General features: G+C 33.0%; 18 protein-coding genes. 9 read left to right on the forward strand and 9 right to left on the reverse strand.

Annotated elements, in window-relative coordinates:
* The first annotated feature begins 71 nt into the window (after nucleotides 1-71).
* Nucleotides 72-605: an RNA methyltransferase gene (locus C0512_RS01575; RefSeq protein ID WP_290858365.1), complete on the forward strand. Its 534-nt coding sequence runs from the start codon at nucleotides 72-74 to the stop codon at nucleotides 603-605.
* Nucleotides 606-658: 53 nt separating this feature from the next.
* Nucleotides 659-2794, forward strand: a complete 2136-nt coding sequence (locus C0512_RS01580; RefSeq protein WP_290858366.1) for a T9SS type B sorting domain-containing protein — start codon at nucleotides 659-661, stop codon at nucleotides 2792-2794.
* A 1-nt stretch (nucleotide 2795) separates the two neighbouring features.
* On the opposite strand, the gene folK is transcribed toward C0512_RS01580, so the two are convergent.
* Complete coding sequence (gene folK, locus C0512_RS01585; protein ID WP_290858367.1) at nucleotides 2796-3929, reverse strand: 2-amino-4-hydroxy-6-hydroxymethyldihydropteridine diphosphokinase; 1134 nt, start codon at nucleotides 3927-3929, stop codon at nucleotides 2796-2798.
* Between the two features lie 160 nt (nucleotides 3930-4089).
* Here folK and sppA point away from each other — a divergent pair, with 160 nt between their 5' ends.
* The 3 genes from sppA (at nucleotide 4090) to C0512_RS01600 (ending at nucleotide 9326) form a co-directional block, all read left to right on the forward strand.
* On the forward strand, nucleotides 4090-5859 hold the full coding sequence (gene sppA, locus C0512_RS01590; RefSeq protein ID WP_290858368.1) for a signal peptide peptidase SppA: 1770 nt from the start codon (nucleotides 4090-4092) through the stop codon (nucleotides 5857-5859).
* Between the two features lie 119 nt (nucleotides 5860-5978).
* A complete protein-coding gene (locus C0512_RS01595; protein ID WP_290858369.1) occupies nucleotides 5979-6668 on the forward strand; it encodes a queuosine precursor transporter in 690 nt (229 codons plus the stop codon).
* Between the two features lie 69 nt (nucleotides 6669-6737).
* The gene (locus C0512_RS01600; RefSeq protein ID WP_290858370.1) at nucleotides 6738-9326 is read left to right on the forward strand and encodes an AsmA-like C-terminal region-containing protein; all 2589 of its coding nucleotides are present in this window, start codon (nucleotides 6738-6740) and stop codon (nucleotides 9324-9326) included.
* A 29-nt stretch (nucleotides 9327-9355) separates the two neighbouring features.
* Here the strand turns inward: C0512_RS01600 and C0512_RS01605 are convergent, their stop codons facing one another.
* Nucleotides 9356-10150 carry a DUF2797 domain-containing protein gene (locus C0512_RS01605; RefSeq protein WP_290858371.1) on the reverse strand — a complete coding sequence of 265 codons (795 nt, stop codon included), beginning with the start codon at nucleotides 10148-10150 and terminating at the stop codon, nucleotides 9356-9358.
* Between the two features lie 128 nt (nucleotides 10151-10278).
* Between C0512_RS01605 and C0512_RS01610 the strand changes: the two genes are divergently transcribed.
* Nucleotides 10279-11805: a GH3 auxin-responsive promoter family protein gene (locus tag C0512_RS01610; protein WP_290858372.1), complete on the forward strand. Its 1527-nt coding sequence runs from the start codon at nucleotides 10279-10281 to the stop codon at nucleotides 11803-11805.
* Nucleotide 11806: 1 nt separating this feature from the next.
* Complete coding sequence (locus C0512_RS01615; protein ID WP_290858373.1) at nucleotides 11807-11971, forward strand: hypothetical protein; 165 nt, start codon at nucleotides 11807-11809, stop codon at nucleotides 11969-11971.
* Between the two features lie 16 nt (nucleotides 11972-11987).
* Here C0512_RS01615 and clpX read toward each other — a convergent pair whose 3' ends face one another.
* From clpX to C0512_RS01650, 7 genes are all read right to left on the reverse strand, one after another.
* A complete protein-coding gene (clpX, locus tag C0512_RS01620; RefSeq protein ID WP_290858374.1) occupies nucleotides 11988-13223 on the reverse strand; it encodes an ATP-dependent Clp protease ATP-binding subunit ClpX in 1236 nt (411 codons plus the stop codon).
* A 65-nt stretch (nucleotides 13224-13288) separates the two neighbouring features.
* Nucleotides 13289-13948 (reverse strand): ATP-dependent Clp endopeptidase proteolytic subunit ClpP, encoded by a 660-nt coding sequence (gene clpP / locus C0512_RS01625; protein ID WP_290858375.1) that lies wholly within the window; start codon nucleotides 13946-13948, stop codon nucleotides 13289-13291.
* A 92-nt stretch (nucleotides 13949-14040) separates the two neighbouring features.
* Nucleotides 14041-15366, reverse strand: coding sequence for a trigger factor (gene tig, locus C0512_RS01630; protein ID WP_290858377.1), 1326 nt, complete (start codon nucleotides 15364-15366; stop codon nucleotides 14041-14043).
* 101 nt (nucleotides 15367-15467) lie between these two features.
* Complete coding sequence (locus C0512_RS01635; RefSeq protein ID WP_290858378.1) at nucleotides 15468-15812, reverse strand: phage holin family protein; 345 nt, start codon at nucleotides 15810-15812, stop codon at nucleotides 15468-15470.
* 33 nt (nucleotides 15813-15845) lie between these two features.
* Nucleotides 15846-16610, reverse strand: a complete 765-nt coding sequence (locus C0512_RS01640; protein WP_290858380.1) for an alpha/beta fold hydrolase — start codon at nucleotides 16608-16610, stop codon at nucleotides 15846-15848.
* Nucleotides 16611-16690: 80 nt separating this feature from the next.
* Nucleotides 16691-17773, reverse strand: coding sequence for a glycosyltransferase (locus tag C0512_RS01645; protein ID WP_290858382.1), 1083 nt, complete (start codon nucleotides 17771-17773; stop codon nucleotides 16691-16693).
* On the reverse strand, nucleotides 17773-18696 hold the full coding sequence (locus C0512_RS01650; protein ID WP_290858383.1) for a lysylphosphatidylglycerol synthase domain-containing protein: 924 nt from the start codon (nucleotides 18694-18696) through the stop codon (nucleotides 17773-17775). The genes C0512_RS01645 and C0512_RS01650 overlap by 1 nt, the downstream gene beginning before the upstream one ends.
* Before the next feature lie 94 nt (nucleotides 18697-18790).
* Between C0512_RS01650 and ruvC the strand changes: the two genes are divergently transcribed.
* A complete protein-coding gene (ruvC, locus tag C0512_RS01655; protein WP_290858384.1) occupies nucleotides 18791-19342 on the forward strand; it encodes a crossover junction endodeoxyribonuclease RuvC in 552 nt (183 codons plus the stop codon).
* A 76-nt stretch (nucleotides 19343-19418) separates the two neighbouring features.
* Nucleotides 19419-20552 carry a radical SAM family heme chaperone HemW gene (gene hemW, locus C0512_RS01660; protein ID WP_290858385.1) on the forward strand — a complete coding sequence of 378 codons (1134 nt, stop codon included), beginning with the start codon at nucleotides 19419-19421 and terminating at the stop codon, nucleotides 20550-20552.
* Nucleotides 20553-20583: the final 31 nt, after the last annotated feature.

The raw sequence follows: 20583 nt of genomic DNA on the forward strand, positions 1-20583 counted from the left end.
AAAGTTTCAATGGCAAAAATCAATATCAATATCAAATATTGAATTTCAAATTCATTTCTTAATTTTGTCACATGAGAAAATTAGCTAATTCCGAACTAGAGCGAAAAAACATAAATGAGTTTAAAGACGCAAAAAAAACGCCCATTATTATAATTTTAGACGACATCAGAAGTCTGCATAACATTGGTTCCGTTTTTAGAACGTCAGACGCTTTTTTGATTGAAAAAATTTACTTGTGTGGAATAACTGCAACTCCCCCTAATAAAGAAATTCATAAGACTGCTTTAGGGGCAACAGACACAGTGGAATGGGAATATCAAAGAACTATTTTAGATGTTATTACAAAATTAAAAGCAGATAAAGTTGCTATTTACGCCATAGAACAAGTAGAAAATTCTACACTACTGCAAGATTTTAAGGTAGATAAGAACAAAAAATATGCTTTGATTTTTGGCAATGAAGTAAAAGGTGTTTCACAAGAGGCTATTCAACTTTGTGAAGGAGTAATAGAAATTCCGCAACTTGGAACCAAACACTCCTTAAACATCTCTGTAAGTGCCGGTATTGTGGTTTGGGATTTGTTTCAAAAATTATCTAATTCCTAGTTAAATTCGATTTTATAAACTAAAATCTTGTAACAATTTCTTATTTTTACAGTATGAATAGTCCGTCGATAAAACTTTTAATATTAATTCCACTCTTTTTTATTTTTTTAAAAGTTTTTCCTTCTTTTAACGGTTTTGAGTTTACTAATTCTAAAAAGGCTTTACCTGAAAGTTCCCCATTAAATAGTGCTCCTATCTTAACCGCAACAGGAAATCAGGTTTATTGTCCGGGAACACAAATGAAAATCGTAACAGACATGACCATCGTTGACCCCGATGATACCGGAATTGATGCTATTTATATTCAAATTTCTTCCGGATATGTGAGTGGTCAAGATTTATTAAGTCTTACCGGAAATCACCCAACACTTAACAGCAGTTGGAATACCCTAACAGGGAAATTAACTTTAGCCGGTGTTTCTACGCAACCTACTTACACCAACTTAATTGCGGCTATAAAAGATGTTGTATTTTCAAATTCTTCAGCTAATCCTTCCGGAATAAGAACTTTTTCTATCACTGTTGGTCAAGCCAATTATTTACCCTCAAATGGTCACTATTATCAATATGTCCCCAATATTGGAATTACTTGGTCAAGTGCAAAATCAGCCGCACAAGCAAGTACATATTATGGGTTACAAGGTTATTTAGCTACCATTACTGCTGCTGACGAAGCTCAACTTTCGGGAGAGCAAGCAGCCGGTGCAGGATGGATTGGCGGTAGTGATGAACAAACAGAAGGCGTATGGCGTTGGATGACCGGTCCTGAAATTGGTACAGTTTTTTGGAACGGTGGTGTCAATGGTTTTTCTCCAAATTTTGCTTTTTGGAATAGTGGTGAACCTAATAATCTAGGTGATGAAAATTATGCCCATGTTACAGCTCCGGGAGTTGGCATTAATGGTTCTTGGAACGATTTGTCAAACTCAGGAGAAACAAGCGGCAATTACCAACCCAAAGGTTATATTGTAGAATATGGCGGAATGCCCGGAGATCCTGTTTTACAAATTTCAACTAGTTCAACCATTGTGATTCCTTCGATTACCTCAACAGTAGCACAAAGCAGATGTGGAAATGGTACCGTAAATTTGAGTGCAACTGCATCAAACGGCACTGTAAAATGGTATGCAAATTCAACAGGAGGAACACCCATTGCAACCGGAAACAGTTTTACAACTCCGGTTCTTTCATCAACCACATCCTATTATGTTGACGCTTTTGAACCGAACTGCACTACTGCAACGAGAGCAGTAGTTACCGCCACAATTATTCCAATTCCAATTGTAACAGTCACTCCTCCCGCAACAGTATGTGGAAATAACTCAACGGTGCTCATAGCGTCAACTTCAGCAGGAATAATCAGTTGGTTTGATACCGCTTTTGGGGGAACATCACTTGCAACCGGAACTAATTTCACTACACCAAATCTTACTCAGAATACAACTTACTATGTAGAGGCAACAAATAACGGCTGCTCATCCGGAAACAGACTTCCGGTTGTGGTAACTATATATGACATTCCTGACGTTTCAGACGAAAATAAAATTCTTTGTGAAGGTATTCCGTTAACGTTAGATGCCGGAATTTTAAATGTTTCCTATGTCTGGTCAACTGGAGAAACCACACAAACTATTCAAATTACAGATGATTCGGACTATTCCGTCATTGTTACTTCACTGCCTCCGGAGAATTGTTCGAACACAAAACATTTTTTTATCACAAAACATACTGCCCCAATTATTGAAGAAATTTTAGTAACAAACCAAACGGCTACCATACTTATTTCCGGCATAGGGGAATTTGAATATTCAATTGATGGCTACAGCTATCAAGATTCAAACGTATTTGCTGTAGAAGAAGGAGGATTATATACCGCTTATGTCAGAGAAAAATATGATTGTGGTGAAGACAATGATCAATTTGTAGTAATCAATATTCCTAAATTTTTCACCCCGAACAATGATGGTTTTAATGATGTTTTAACCATTAAAGGAATTGAATACTTTCCAAATGCTTCACTGACTATTTTTGATCGGTACGGTAAATTTATTAAAAAAATTGACCAAACAAACCCAGATTGGAATGGCACTTTAAATGATAAAAAATTACCGTCAAATGATTATTGGTATATTTTAAAAACAGGTGATGGTAGACCTGATACAAAAGGTCACTTTTCAATAATTAGATAAATTACTGTATTTTCTGTTGAATTTCATCAAGAATACTGACATAGTCAATCTGATTTTCAACAAAATCTTTATTTGAAACGTCAATAATTAACACCTTTAAATCGGTTTGGGTTTTAATATAATCCAAATAACCTCGATTGATTTTATCTAAATATTCTGCCGGAATTTGCTGTTCGTAACTTCTTCCTCTACTTTTTATATTCTTCAAAAGTTGTTCGGTATTTTGATACAAATAAACGTACAAATCCGGTTTGGGCATTTCTTTATGAATAATATCAAACATGGTTTTGTATAACCTGAATTCATCTTCTGCCAGCGTAACTTTGGCAAAAATCAATGATTTAAAAATATGATAATCGGTAACAATGAAATCCTTAAACAAGTCAAATTGAGCTAAATCATCCGATAATTGTTGGTATCTATCCGCCAAAAATGACATTTCCAACGGGAATGCATAACGACTTTGATCTTCATAAAACTTTGGCAAAAACGGATTATCTGCAAAACGTTCCAAAACCAATTTTGCATTAAAGTCTTCTGAAATCTTTGTTGCCAATGTTGTTTTCCCGGCACCAATATTTCCTTCGATAGCGATATAATTGTATTTTTGTAGGTCAATTTTTTCAAGAGGAGATTTTAATTTTTGTACAACTTTACAATTGCTTTTATCCTCTGAAAGCTGAACCAATTCCGGTAAATATTTTTGCAATATGGGATGACGCCAATCTAAATTCAAATCCCGCATGGGCAACAAAACAAAAAGGCGATTTTGCATTTGTGGGTGTGGCACTTGTAATTTTTCGGTTTCAACGATCTCTTCGTTATAAGTGATTACATCAATGTCAATAACTCTTGCTTGATAACCTTCCGCATCATTTCGAACCCGTCCTAATTTAATTTCTAAGATTAAAATTTCATCTAAAATTTGCGGAGCCGGTTTTAGGGTTTGCAATACCAAAGCACAATTATAGAATGAATTACTTTCAAAACCCCAAGCCGGCGTTTCATAAAGTGATGACACTTTTACCACGGTAGCTATTGAATTATGAATAGCATCAATAGCCAATTGAATGTTTCCCAATCGGTTACCTAAATTACTTCCCAAAGATAAAATGACTTGACTTTGACTATTCATAGAAAAGCAAAATAACTAAAACTATTTTAGAAATAAAGTATCTTTGCCGAGTCTGTTAATAAGTTTCTGTATTATTAAAAGCTTTTCAAATAATGTGTAACATAATACAATGATTCACTACTAATTAGATGAATTAATAGTTGTAAATAAATAATAAATAATGAAATTTTTAGGAAATGTATTGGCCACTATCATCGGATTATTTGTATTCTGTATGATTTTATTTTTTGGTTTATTGATATTTAGTGCAATTGCTGGCAGCGATTCCGATGTTGCCAAAGTAAAATCTGATTCTGTAATCGAATTAGATATGGAAAATATAGCGTTGGATTATACCGGAAAATTCAAAGATCCATGGGTGACTCTCTTATCTGACGAGACATCTGTTGGTTTAATCGATGTTTTAAACGCAATAGAAGAAGCTAAAACAGATGATAAAATTAAAGGAATTTCAATTGTAAACAGTACCAGCAATTTAGGATTAGCTCAGTCAAAAGCGTTGCGAAACAAATTAAATGAATTTAAAAAATCAGGAAAATTTATAGTTTCTTATGCCGATTTTTTTACACAAAAAGAATATTATATCAATTCTGTAGCTGACACTATTTATATGAATCCGGTAGGAGAAATGGATTTTAAAGGCCTTTCTACAGAAGTCATGTTTTTTAAAGAAATTCAGGAAAAAACCGGCGTAAAAATGGAAGTCATTCGTCACGGAAAATACAAAAGTGCTGTTGAACCATTTTTAGAAAATGAAATGAGTGAGGCTAACCGTGAACAAATTTCGGCTTTAATAAATTCCGCTTGGAGTTCTATTGTTTCTGATATTTCTTTAAGCAGAAACATTTCTGTGGATTCATTAAACAACATTGCCAATCAATTAAGTGCCAGAACTCCTGAAATGGCCTTGTCAAAAAAATTAATAGATAAAATTGGCTATGAAGACCAATATCATAATGGCATCCGAAAAGCGTTAAAAGTTGATAAAGACGAAGATTATAACAGTGTGAGCATAATGGATTATGCGAAAAATGTTGCTAAGTCGCCACAAAAAGTAGATTCAAAAGATAAAATTGCTATTATTTATGCTCAAGGTGAAATTGCTGGTGGCGAAGGTGATGTAAACGTTATTGGTGAAGAGGCGATGAGAACATCGTTACAAGAAGCCCGAAAAGATGAAAAAGTAAAAGCAATTGTTATTCGAGTAGATAGTCCGGGTGGTAGTGCGTTAACTTCTGAACTAATTTGGCGTGAAATTGAAATTACTAAAAAATCAAAACCGGTTGTGGTTTCCATGGGAAATTTAGCTGCATCCGGCGGGTATTATATTGCTTGCAATGCCAATAAAATTATTGCCGAACCTAGTACAATAACCGGTTCTATTGGTGTTTTTGGTATTCTGCCGAACATGACAGAACTCTCTAAAAAAATCGGCATTAATACTTCACAAGTAAAAACACATAATCATTCTGCTGAGTATAGCCCTTTTCGCCCAATAGATGAAAAATTTAAAGAAGTTACCACCGAAAGTGTGGAACACATTTATACAACATTTGTACAGCGTGTTGCCACCGGCAGAAAAATGACTGTTGAACAAGTGGAAGCCGTTGCTCAAGGTCGCGTTTGGACGGGGTCAGAAGCCTTAAAACTTGGTTTAGTGGACCAATTAGGCGGCTTAGATTTAGCTTTAAAAGAAGCCGCTACTTTGGCAAAAATCAAAAAATTTAAAACACAAAATTATCCCGAGTTTGATAAATCAATTATGGATTTTATCAGTGAGAAAAACAAGTTCCCCTTTGCAAAGTCAAAAGAAACAATAATAAAAGAAGAAATTGGTGTGGAAGCTTATGAGACTTTAAAACAGGTCAAAAAATTAACCGCTCACAAAGGAATTCAAATGCTAATGCCTTTTGAATTGAAAATTCAATAAAAATAAATTTGTCTACTAAAAAGTCCGATTGAGTAATTCTATCGGACTTTTTTCTTTACTATTTGATTTTTCATTAACAACTGTTTGCATACGAATGTTTATTTTTGTTAAAAAAAGCATTGGAAACAAAAGACAAACTATTTGCCTATAAAATCTATTTTGCCTTAGGAGCTTTATTTATTGCTTCTTTAGTCGTCTCTAATTTAATTTTTCAGAAATTTTTTTACTGGGATTTCTTCGGCATTTATCGGTTTGAAATTTCAGTTGGTATTTTACCATACCCTTTAACCTTTCTAATTACAGATATCATTTCTGAAATATATGGTAGAAAAAAAGCCAATCAAGTCGTAACCTCCGGAATTTTTGCTTCTATTTTTTCGTTGATGATTGTATATGTTGCTAATGCAGTTCCGGCAATTGAAAGTTCTCCGGTTAATAATGCAATGTTTTCAAAGGTTTTTGGTCAAACTGCTTTAGCCGTTTTAGCCTCCATGATTGCCTATTTAGCTGCTCAATACATTGATATTTATATTTTTCATTTTTGGAAAAAAGTAACCAAAGGAAAGATGCTTTGGCTAAGAAATAATTTTTCCACTTTCACTTCACAATTCGTAGATACATTTGCGGTATTGTTTTTGCTCTGTAGTTTTAAAATATTACCTTGGGACTTGTTTCCTAAATTAATGCTAAGTGGATTTTTGTTTAAAGTAATTTTTGCTCTTTTAGATACGCCCTTCTTGTATGCAACGGTATATTTATTTCAAAAACGATTTAACCTGAAAAGAGGCGAAGAATTAGTATTAGATTAACACCATAGTAACAACAAAAAAGAATAACTTTTCGTTTAAGAAAGTAAGTCCAAATTAAATCATAAGCAGATGTTCAAGAAAATTTTAAAAGGATTAGGTATTTTTTTAGCAATCGTAATTATCGCTTTAGCTATTACTCCCTTTTTATTTAAGGATAAAATTAAAGAATTGGTTTTAAAATCAATTAATGAGAAAGTAGATGCTACTGTTGCCTTTGAAGATGTCAGTTTAAGTTTGTTTAAAAATTTTCCAAAAGCAAATATTACGATTGATAAATTAAGCATCATCAACAAAGCACCCTTTGCAGGTGATACACTTTTTTATTCCGGTGAATTGAACTTGAAAATGTCTGTCAAGGAACTTTTCAAAGCTGATGGTGAAGCAATGGAATTAGAATCATTTTCAAGTAAAAATGGCTTAGTAAATATCATTTTTAACAAAGATGGTATTGGAAATTTCGACATTGCCCTAAAAGACCAAAAAGACGATACTTCATCCAAAAGCGAACCTTTTAAACTCAATATTCAAAACTATTCAATTAGTAATTTAAAATTCAAATATCTTGATGAAGCTTCAACAATGAAGGTAATTATTGATGATATTCAACACAATGGAAAAGGAAATTTTGCCGCTTCTAAATTAGATTTAATAACAAATTCATCAGGAAATTTAAGTGTAGACTATGACAAAATCAATTACATGAACAAGGTTACCATTACGCTTGATGCAGTTTTAGGTCTTGATTTAGAAAAAAGTAAGTACGAATTTAAAAATAACAAAGCCGTGGTAAATCAATTACCACTTGAATTTAAAGGATTCATCCAATTGGTTGAAAACGGACAGTTGTATGATTTAACGTTTAACACGCCAAGCTCTTCATTTAAAAATTTTTTAGGTTTAATTCCATCTGCCTATAAAGGTGATTTAGATAAAATTAAAACATCAGGTGATTTTGTAGTTTCGGGTTTCGCAAAAGGATTGTATACCGATTCAACCATTCCGAAATTTGAGTTGGTTATTGCATCAACTAATGCCTCCATCAAATATCCCGATTTACCAAAATCGGTTGAGAACATCGTTATTGATACCAAAATCATAAACGAAACCGGTCTGATGAATGATACCTACGTTGCTATTGATAATCTTTCGTTTAAAATTGATCAAGACGTTTTTAATGCAAAAGCTTCTATAAAAAACATAACTGAAAATGCTTTAATTGATGCGGCTTTAAAAGGAACAATTAATTTGAGTAATTTATCGCAAGCCTATCCTATAAAAGTAGACAAACCGCTTTCCGGAATTTTAAAAGCAGATGTTACCACAAAATTTGACATGCAATCTGTTGAAAAAGAAGAATATCAAAATATAAAAAATGCCGGCTTAATTAGTGTTTCAGGCTTTAAATACATTGACGAAAACGGAAAAGGAATGGATATCAACGAAGCCATTGTTCAATTCAATCCAAGTAAGTTGAATCTTCAAAAATTTGAGGCTAAAACAGGGAAAAGTGATTTGAATGTAACCGGGGTTTTAGATAATTTTTATGGTTATTTGTTCAACAAACAAAACTTAAAAGGAAATTTTAATCTGACTTCAAATCAACTAGCGGTAGCTGATTTTATGACAACGTCTGAAACCGAAAATAAAGGTAAAAAGGAAACTGAAGCAATGAAAATCCCAGCCTTTTTAGATTGTGCTTTGACAGCAAAAGCAACAACGGTTTTATATGATAATTTAATCTTGAAAGATGTTTCAGGCAAACTGATTGTAAAAGACGAAAAAGTGACGCTAGAGAATATAAAGACCTCTATTTTTGGTGGACAAATTGGTTTAAATGGAAATGTATCCACAAAAACAAAAGTTCCGACATTCAAAATGGATTTAAATTTGAATCAAGTAAACATTAGCGAAACATTTACACAGTTGGATATGATGAAAAACATTGCTCCAATTGCCAATGTAATTAACGGAAAATTAAATTCTACCATCACAGTTTCAGGAAATTTAGATGCTAAAGAAATGACACCTGATTTAAAATCAATTTCGGGAGATTTAATGGGACAATTACTTTCCACAACCATAAATGCTTCAAATTCAACATTATTGAATGCTTTAGACAATCAAGTGAGTTTTATCGATTTAAAAAAATTGAATCTGAATGACTTAAAAACTTATTTGTCTTTTAAAGATGGAAAAGTAAACGTGAAACCTTTTGATATAAAATACCAAGACATTACTGTAAACGTTGGTGGAACGCATGGTTTTGATCAATCGATGAATTATAACGTAAAATTTGATGTTCCAACAAAATATCTGGGCCCTGAAATAAATAATTTAATAGCAAAATTATCTCCTGCTGATGCCGCCAAAGTCCAAAGTATTCCAATAACGGCATTAATGGGTGGAGATTTTACTAATCCAAAAATAACGACCGATATAAAACAAGCTACAACAAAATTAGCCAATCAACTTGTTGAACAACAAAAACAAAAACTAATTAATCAAGGAACCTCAGCTCTTACCAATTTAATAAATCAAAACACAAAACCGACTGATACTACTAAAACAAAGACGCCGGTTACTAAAGAACAAGAAATAAAAGATAAAATTAAAGAAGGTCTAAACAGTTTATTAAAACCTAAGAAAAAAGACAACTAAAAATTTCCCGACTGAATGGTCGGGTTTTTTTATAATGAAATCTTTACCACATACCCCTCAAAAGTTCGAATATTAAAAACCGTTCCGTCTTGAAAAAGTAAATATTGCCCTTTTATTCCGGAAAGTTTGCCTTGAAAAAGAGGTGTTTTATCTAAACTTAAACTGGTTACTTTTTTTGGATAAGTTAACACGGGATAATGAAACTCGTATAGATGGCTGTTATTTTCAGAATAGTAGTCTCTAACTTCGTTTGGTAGAAAGTTTCCCGATTTTAATCGTTCCTGTATCAAATCAACCTTTGGAACTTCATTTTTAAGCATTTTTTGCCAATTCGTTTTATCAGCATACTTGTTTTTTAAAGCCACTTCCGTTATTCCGGCCAGATAACGATTAGGTAGCTCCAGAATTGGAATAGCCTGTATCGCTCCTTGATCAATCCATCGGGTAGGAATTTGTGTACCTCTGGTAACACCAACTTTCACTTCACTTGAAAGAGCCAGATAAACAACATGTGGTTGTAATTGCACTTTCCTTTCATAGTCCAAATCACGGTCTTCAATATCCAAATGAGCAGTGCTTAATTCAGGTTTCATAATCCAATCCCCAACTGATGCACTTGACATAAAACAATCATAGCAATGTCCTTGACGGAAAATTTTCTTTTTCTTACCACAATGCAAACATTGATAACCTTGAAAACTGATTTCTAGCTCTTTATCCAACAATTGATTCAGGTTTAAAAAACTGTTTTCAAACACTAAATAATATTGAATGGGATTACCCAATTCTGTTTGCATTTTAGTGAGAACACCTTCGTAAATCATTCTTGATAAAGTTTAAGATTAAAAGGGCAACGTTAACTAAAAATTATTATTTTTGATAACGTTGTAAAGTTAAGTTTTGTAAAAGTAAATTTCAACTCTGACACAAACAATATTAAAACAATTTAACAATGCCATTACCTATAATCAATTCCATTGCCAGTTGGATATTAAAAAAACGAATTCACCAAATTGAATTGTTTATGAAATACCCGAATGAAGTTCAGGAGGAATTGTTGTTTTCATTGTTAAAAACTGCTGAAAACACAGTTGTTGGGAGGCAATATGATTTTAATTCCATTACACATTACAACGTATTTTCCGAACGCATTCCAATTTCGAGTTACGAAGATTTAGAACCGATGATAGATCAAACCCGAAAAGGAATGCAAAATATTTTTTGGCCCACTTCCATTAAATGGTTTGCAAAATCGAGCGGAACTACAAATGCCAAAAGTAAATTTATTCCCGTAAGCAATGAAGCTCTCGAAAATTGTCATTATAAAGCCAGTAAAGATTTACTGAGCTTGTACTTAAACAACAACGAAGATTCACAATTGTTTGTAGGCAAAAGTTTACGACTAGGAGGCAGCAAAGAATTATATGAAGACAATAATACTTTCTTTGGTGATTTATCCGCAATTTTAATTGACAATATGCCTATTTGGGCTGAATTCAGTTCTACTCCAAGCAATCGCGTTTCCTTAATGGGTGATTGGGAAATAAAATTAATGGCTATTGTTCAAGAAACCATTTATGAAGATGTGACTAGTTTAGCAGGAGTACCATCGTGGATGATGGTTTTACTAAATAAAGTTTTAGAAGAAACCGGCAAAACTAATTTGTTAGAAATTTGGCCAAATGCCGAAGTATATTTTCATGGAGGAGTAAGTTTTGACCCCTATCGGGAACAATACAAAAAGCTATTTCCAAAAAGTGATTTCAATTATTATGAAATCTACAATGCTTCAGAAGGTTTTTTTGCTATTCAAGATTTAAACAATTCTAATGACTTATTGTTGATGTTGGATTATGGAATATTTTATGAATTTATTCCAATGGAAACCTTCGGAACTGCAAATCAAAAAGTAGTTCGTTTAGCAGATGTTGAATTGTTTAAAAATTATGCCGTTGTTATAACAACAAACTCAGGATTATGGCGGTATTTAATTGGTGACACCGTCCGATTTACTTCCTTAAATCCACATCGAATTCGAGTTACCGGAAGAACTAAGCATTTTATCAATGTGTTTGGCGAAGAATTAATTGTTGAAAACACAGATAAGGCTATTGCCAAAGCATGTTTAGAAACCGATTCAGAAGTTGTTGATTATACTGTTGCTCCGGTTTTTATGGAAGGCAAGAAAAAAGGAGCTCACGAGTGGATAATAGAATTTAGAAAACCCCCGGAAAACATAGGTTATTTCAGGAAAATAGTAGACGACACGTTGCAATCCTTAAATTCTGATTATGAAGCTAAAAGACGCAATAACATGACATTAAATCCGTTAGTAATCAATGTTGCCCGTCCACAATTATTTTATGATTGGTTAAAAGAAAAAGATAAATTAGGCGGTCAACATAAAATTCCACGGTTATCAAATGAACGCACCTATTTAGAGCAACTTTTACGAATGCAATATGTAGCACAAGGCTAAAATGAAAAAAATAATTCTTTTCTTACTCTGTATTTTTTTATATTCTTGTGGGCCAAAACGTTTAGGTTGCGGACCGGGAAGACGATGTGAAATAAACTCCAAAAAAGAAAATTTTCAACTTATTCCACAAAAAAATCCTGAAGTAAAAACTTCAGGATTAGTATAATTTTTCTATTTACTTTTTAAGATACTGCTTTCAAACGTTGTAACATATTTTTATTTAACGTGTGTTCAGCGTAACTTTTTTCGATGTGCAATATTTTTTCGTCTGAACTAGGCAAATCATACATAGCATCCGTTAATATAGCTTCACAAAGTGAACGTAATCCACGAGCTCCTAATTTGTATTCTAAAGCCTTATCAACAATATAATCTAATGCCTCTTCAGAAATTGAAAATTCCACACCATCCATTTCAAACAGTTTTTTATATTGTTTGATTAATGCATTTTTAGGTTCTGTCAAGATAGTTCGAAGTGTTTCTCTATCCAAAGGATTCATATAAGACAATACCGGTAATCGCCCAATAATTTCAGGAATTAATCCAAAATCTTTAATGTCTTTTGGAATAATGTATTGCATTAAATTATCTTTATCCACATTGTCAACTTTAGATGAAGCACTATAACCAACAGCCTGACGATTTAATCTTTTAGAAATTATTCTTTCGATTCCATCAAAAGCTCCACCGGCAATAAACAAAATGTTTTGTGTATTTACTTCAATAAATTTTTGATCGGGATGCTTTCTACCTCCTTTTGGCGGAACATTCACTACTGTTCCTTCTAATAATTTCAACAAAGCCTGTTGAACACCTTCTCCGGAAACATCACGCGTAATAGATGGATTATCACTTTTACGGGCAATTTTATCAATTTCATCAATAAAAACAATACCTCTTTCTGCTTTAGCCACATCATAATCAGCTACCTGAAGTAATCGGGTCAAAATACTTTCCACATCTTCACCCACATAACCGGCTTCTGTTAAAACGGTTGCATCTACAATTGTAAGCGGAACACCTAACATTCGAGCAATTGTTTTAGCTACTAATGTTTTTCCTGTTCCGGTTTGTCCTACCATAATGATGTTGCTTTTTTCAATTTCAACGTCATCATCACTGTTTTTCTGCATTAACCGTTTGTAATGATTGTAAACCGCTACCGACATCACTTTTTTGGTTTGGTCCTGCCCAATGACATACTGATCTAAAAATTCCCGAATTTCTTTGGGTTTTTTTAGCACTAAATCGTTGCTTAGACCCTGTGAGTGTTTACTTTGTTTCAGTTCTTCTAAAACAATACCATGTGCCTGTTCAATGCATTTATCACAAATGTGTGCATCAATTCCGGCTATTAACAAATTCGTTTCGGGTTTCTTTCTTCCGCAGAAAGAACATTCCATCATTTCTTTTGCCATTTTATTTGGGTAAAAGGTTATGGGTAATTGTTAATTTGGCTTATGAGCCATACAAATTACCAAAACTATTTTCTTCTTAATACTTCGTCAATCATGCCATATTCTCTAGCTTCGTCAGCAATCATCCAATAATCGCGTTCACTGTCTTTGTGGACTCTTTCAAAAGTTTGACCGGAATGAGTAGAGATAATTTGATACAATTCATCTTTCAACTTCAACATTTCACGAAGATTGATTTCCATATCAGTTGCAACACCTTGTGCTCCTCCAGAAGGTTGGTGAATCATCACTCTTGAATGTGGTAAAGCAGAACGTTTTCCTGCTGCTCCGGCACATAATAAAACAGCTCCCATTGAAGCAGCCATACCGGTACAAATTGTCGCTACGTCAGGTTTAATGTATTGCATTGTATCATAAATTCCCAATCCTGCATAAACGCTTCCTCCCGGAGAGTTGATGTAAATTTGAACGTCTTTAGAAGCATCAACACTTTCTAAAAACAACAATTGTGCTTGAATAATATTGGCTACATAATCATCAACTCCTGTTCCCAAAAAGATAATTCTGTCCATCATCAAACGCGAAAAAACGTCAAGTTGAGAAATATTCATCTGACGTTCTTCGATAATGTAAGGCGTCATTCCGCTTACAATTTTATCATAATACATACTATTTACACCATGGTGTTTAGTAGCAAATTTTTTAAATTCTTTTCCTATATTCATTTTAAAAAAACAATTTTAAGTGCACATTTTTAAATGTAAAAGAGCGTCAAATATACATTCGACGCCCAAAGATACTACTTTTTTTGAAATTATTATTCTCCGTACATTTCTTTAACGAACTGCTCGTAAGAAACTTCTTTTGTTTTAGCTTTTACTTTCTCTTTAAACAGCCCTAGCATTTTTTCATTCATCACTTGCTCAGACAGTCTTTTCACTTCATCTTGGTTAGAAAGTACACGAGCTACAATGCCATCAATGTCTTCCTGAGTTGGATTCATTTGACCAAATTGAGCCATTTGTTTCTTAATTAATTCAGAGGTGAACGCTTTCAAATCTTCGAAAGTGATTTGCAAATTGTTTTCCGTCATTATTTTTCCTTCAATCAATTGGTAACGAAGGCCTTTTTCTGATTTTAAAAACTCTTCTCTGGCTTCTGCTTCCGTTAAGTGTTTTTCGCCCGCATGTTGCAACCATTTAATTAAAAATTCAGCCGGTAAATCAAATTTTGTGCTTTCTAACAAAAACTCAGTCACATCATTTAAAAACTTTTGATCCGCTTGTTGAACAAATTGTTTTTCAGCGTCTTCTTTGATTTTTGCTTTTACTCCATCGACTGAAGTTACGTTGCCTTCACCAAATAATTTATCGAATAATTCCTGATTTAATTCTGCTTTTTCACTGGTTGTAACTCCTTCAATTGTAGCAGAAACTTCAACATCTAAACTATGTACTAAATCATGATCAACTTTAAGATAATCCATCAATTTATGGTCGTCATCAAATAAACCTTTGGTACTTAATTCTACGCTTTCACCAACTTTTTTCCCAATGAATTTTTTGGCGGCTTTTTTATCTTTAAAAACATCTAACGAAATAGACGTTGTATTATTGATTCCGTTAGCTTCATTTGTAAAGGTTACATTCAAGTCATCACCTTCTTCAACCGTATCTTTAGAAATTAATTTTCCATATTGCTTTTGGATTCTTTCCACTTGGTCGTTTAACATTTTATCGTCAGCAATTATCTTGAAGCTGGTAATGTTATTTTTTGCAGCTAAATCAACTGAAAACTCAGGGGCTAATCCCAATTCGAAATCAAAAGAAAAATCTTCTTTATCCCAATCGAAATCTTCCGTTACTTTTGGAAGTGGATTTCCTAAAATATCTAATTTTTCATCTACTAAATATTTATTTAAATTTTCTTGCAAAACTTTGTTTACTTCTTCTAATAATACTGCTTTTCCGTATTGTTTATGAATTAAACTCATCGGCACAGCTCCTTTTCTAAAACCCGGAATAGAAGCATTTTTGCGATAATCAGCTAATACTTTTTCTACTTTTGAAGTATAATCATTTTTGGAAACCGCTACGGTAACCACCGCATTCAAAGCATCCACATTGGTTCTTGTAATATTCATTTCTTGTGATTTATATACTAAAATTGGGTTGCAAAAGTATAACTTTTTTGCAACCCAACCAAGTTTTTAAATGATTGTATTTTAGTTCATCAGCCGTAAAATTACTCTTCCCCACCTGTTAGTTTATAAACAATAGATTGCAAAACAGATAAGATGATACTAAAAAACAAAGCCGTCCAAAATGATTCAACATGAAAACCACCTACAATATTGCTGCACAAAAGAACTATAATTGCATTAATTACCAATAAAAACAACCCTAACGTTAGTATCGTTACCGGCAAAGTAAACAAGATAATAATTGGTTTGATAAACAAATTAAGTAATCCTAAAATAATGGCCACATAAATCGATTGGACAAAACTCTCCACTTTTACACCCGGAAGAAAATTAGCTATTAACATAACTAATCCGGCTGTGATTAAAATTCGAATAAGTAAATTCATAAGGTTTATTTTTAATAAAAATACAAAAAAATATTATGTATTCAAAAAACCAATTACAATTTCAAAAAATAGTTGAGGATTCTCGGCATGCAGCCAATGTCCAACATTTGGAATTGTTTCAACTTTTGAATTGTGAAAATGAGACTGAATAGTTTGAAAATCGTCGTCCAAAATGTATTTCGAATTTCCTCCTCTTATAAACAGAGTAGGCTTATCATATCGTTGACTATCTGTTAATGCTGTTCCGATTTGTTCAATTTCTTTATTAAAAACCTCCAAATTAAATCGGAAAGCCAATTGACCCGGTTCTTTCCAAAACAAACTTTTCATTAAAAATTGGCGGGTGCCAAAATCGGGAATATATTTCTGCAAGACTTCCTCCACTTGGTTACGATCCGGTTTTTGCGAAAAATCTACAGCGTTCAATCCGGCTAAAATATCCTGATGATGAGACGGATAATATTTTGGGCCAATATCCGCAACAACCAACTTTTCAACCATTTCAGGATGTTCAACCGCTAAAAGCATAGCTACTTTACCGCCCATGGAATGACCAATAATATTAATCTTTGTCAGTTGGTGAAAACGACAATATTCTGCCACATCGTTCATCATGACCTCATAATTAAATGCATCTGAATGAAAACTTCGTCCGTGATTTCTTAAATCAAGCATATGAACTTGAAAACCATTTGCTGCAAATTGAGTTCCGAGGGTTTTCCAATTATCAGACATCCCGAGAAATCCATGCAGAATTATGAGTGGTTTTCCGATGCCTTCTATTTTTGAATACAACATAAATTTTGATTTTAAAAGCAAAGTCAATTGCAATAATAAGTCGCAAGTTACTTATTTCATTTGCTAACCACAAGTTCCGGTTATACCTTTCGGTCTTTCCATTCGTATTTTCCAAACAAAGAATAAAGAGCAACTGCTGAGCTAAAAAAAGGATAAAACAGTGCTGTTAAAAGCCTATTAATCATACTTATTTGATAAAATGCTGCCGTTTGATTTGCCAATAACAAATCAACTGAAATTTTCAAGATAAAAATTGGTATTAGTTTAAAATTACCAATACTAAGGAAAGGTATTGCCATGATAAAGGCTAAATTTCCAAACAAGACTACTAAAGCTACAAGCTTTCCAAAGAAACTGGAATAGGCTGTTGATTTTCCCGCCCAACGAACGCGTTGATAAAAAAGTTCTTTCCATGATTGGGCACAATTTGTTTGAACAACATAATTTGAATTTAACAAAAACCCAACTTTTTCAGGAAATTGGACGACAACTTTTTGCAATAAAAAAACATCATCACCACTGGCAATAGTTGAATTCCCTTCAAAACCATTGACTTCATGAAATAATTTTTTGGTGTACGCAAGATTTGCACCATTACACATAAACGGCTTTTTCAATCCAAAACTACTAATCGTAACCGACTGTAGACTCAGCATTTCAATTTGTTGAAAATCATACAAAAACCCTTTTTGCTTTTTAAACAAAACCGGACCACAAACCATTTCTTTTTTTTCGGTTTGAATAAAAATATCTAAATCAAGTAACCAATTTTCCGGAACTACACAATCTGCATCGGTTGTAATGACCCAATCAAAATTTGAACCGGCAATCGCAGTTTGAATAGCATCTTTCTTAGGAGAATTTGAATTTTGTATATTTTTCAATTCAAAAACTCGAAACCCGTAGCTCGAAATCTGAAAACTATCTGAAGATTCATCATCAACTAAAACCACTTCAAATTTTTCAATCGGATAATTTAATTGTTCTATTGATTTTAAAAGTTGCGGCAAATTATGAGCTTCATTTCGAAAAGGAACAACAATTGAAAAAGAATGTTTAGGTTCTTTTGAAGAAGGTGAAAATCGCTTTACTTTTTTAAATGCTACACAAAATAGGAATAATAAAATCACATAAATTGTAATAGATATATAAATAAACTCCATTACAAATCCATTTTTGGTTTAAACTTCAACACAAAAAAACTCCCTAATAGCACAGGAATAACTAAATTAAAGAACCACATAATAATCGTAACCGAAGCAATTACCCATTCATTAACGCCTAATTTCCCAAATAAAAATAACGCCACACTCCCTTTTATAACTACATCCATCAAATGAATACTAGGTATAACCGAAGCTAAAAAATACATGGTAAAAATGGTAAGAATAGCATCTGAATAAGGGATTTCTACTTGAAAAATCAATAACAAAAAATAAAATTGATGCGAAAAAATAATATACCTAAGCAACGAATATTGAACATTTACAAAGTGTTTTCGAGCAGGAAATAATTGCATTTTAACCATTATTTTCTCCACTGAATAACCATAAAAATTGATTTTTTTATAATAAAAAAGCAAAACAGAAAGAAGTATAACTAAAAGAATTGGAAGCCAGAAAATTAAACCCTTTTCATTTGCGTTGTATTCTATATCAAAAGAAAAAGGAGAAAAAATAAAATAAAAAAGCACGCCAAAAACCCCAAAAAAAATAGTTACCATCATCTGAGTAATGTTACCTAAAAAATTTAAAAAAATTATTCGCTTCGTTTTTTCTTTTGAATAATACAAACATTTTGCCACATATTCCCCAACCCGATTAGGCGTAAAAATGGAAGCCGTCAATGATCCCAACGATTGTTCAACGGATTGTTTGAAGGTTATTTTATGAAAACTGGAAACTAAATTTTTCCATTTCAAAAATTCAAAAAACCAATTCAAAAAACTTAACAAAATAATCCCCAACAAACTGAAAACAGAAAAATTAGATACAATTCCGTCAAAATTTGAAATGTTTTTTTGTTGCAATTGTTGGAACAAATAATAAAGTGCTCCGCCCACAAGCAAAAGTTTTGCGAGAACCAATGAGAATTGTTTAGCTTTGTGAGATAATGTAACCATCAGTACAAAGTAAAGCAAAACTTTACACTTTTAAATAGTAATCTTTTAAACTATAATTTTGGCAAACGAACGAATCATCTTAGGCATCGACCCCGGAACCACCATTATGGGATTTGGTTTAATTAAAGTCATTAACAAAAAAATGGAATTCATTCAATTAAATGAATTGATTTTGAGTAAATATGATGATCATTACACCAAATTAAAAGTGATTTTTGAACGCACCATCGAGTTGATTGAAACACATCATCCCGACGAAATTGCTATTGAAGCTCCGTTTTTTGGGAAAAATGTACAATCGATGCTCAAACTTGGACGAGCTCAAGGTGTGGCGATGGCAGCTGGATTATCCCGTCAAATCCCTATCACCGAATACGAACCCAAAAAAATAAAAATGGCCATCACCGGAAACGGAAACGCCAGCAAAGAACAAGTGGCTAAAATGCTGCAACAACTTTTAGGATTGAAAGAATTGCCTAAGAATTTAGATTCTACGGATGGTTTGGCGGCAGCGGTTTGTCATTTTTTTAATTCAGGGAAAGTGGTTGGCGAGAAAAGTTACACGGGTTGGGATACTTTTGTGAAGAATAATGAATCAAGAATTAAATAATTTTAAAATGTGCCAATTTGAAAATTATTTTCAACATAAGATTACATTTCCAAATTAATTAATTTTCAAATTATAAATGTCAGGTATCTACATACATATCCCTTTTTGCAAACAAGCTTGTCATTACTGCGACTTTCATTTTTCTACTTCCATGAAAAAGAAAGACGAGATGGTATTGGCTTTAGTAAAAGAAATCTCGATGCGAAAAGAAGAATTTAAAAATGATGTAATCGAAACCATTTATTTTGGTGGCGGAACTCCTTCTGTACTGGCTATTAAAGATTTGAGATTGTTGATTGAGGAAGTTTACAAAAACTACAATGTTGTTGAAAACCCTGAAATTACGGTTGAAGCAAATCCTGATGATTTGGATAATGAGACAATTCGTCAATTAGCCAATTCGTCAATTAACAGATTATCTATCGGCATTCAATCCTTTTTTGAAGACGATTTAAAACTGATGAATCGTGCTCATAACGCCGAAGAAGCAAAAAAATGCTTGGAAGAAGCAACTAAACTTTTCGATAATATTTCACTCGATTTGATTTACGGTATTCCGGGCATGAGCAACGAAAAGTGGATTCAAAATATCGAAACCGCATTGTCTTTTGGCATTCCACATATTTCCAGTTATGCGTTAACGGTGGAACCAAAAACGGCCTTACATTCGTTTATACAAAAAGGAATTATACCGCCACCGGAAGACGAAGTCGCTCAAGAACACTTTGAAATTTTGGTTGAAAAATTAGAAGAGGCCGGATTTATTCATTACGAACTGTCCAATTTTGGGAAGGAAAACTATTTTTCCAAAAACAATTCGAGTTATTGGTTAGGAAAAAAATACATAGGAATTGGTCCGTCTGCACATAGTTATGATGGTAAAAAAAGAGGCTGGAATGTTTCTAATAATACCTTATATATCAAATCGATTCTAGAAGGAAAATTACCACTTGAAACAGAAACCTTGTCCAAAACTGATCGGTATAATGAATATGTTATGACGGGATTGCGAACCATTTGGGGAATTTCTCTGGACAGAATTCAAACCGAATTTGGACAAACTTATTTGGATTACCTCAACCAGCAAGCAGCCAAATACATTGAAGATCACTTACTTTTTGTGGATGACAACATTTTGCGAACCTCGCGAAAAGGGAAGTTTTTAAGTGATGGGATTGCTTCAGATCTTTTTATGTTGAATTTAGTTTAATTTTCAATAGTAAGAAGTTAAGGTTAATTGA

The sequence above is a fragment of the Flavobacterium sp. genome (assembly GCF_013822155.1).
In the GTDB taxonomy this organism is placed as follows: Bacteria; Bacteroidota; Bacteroidia; order Flavobacteriales; family Flavobacteriaceae; genus Flavobacterium.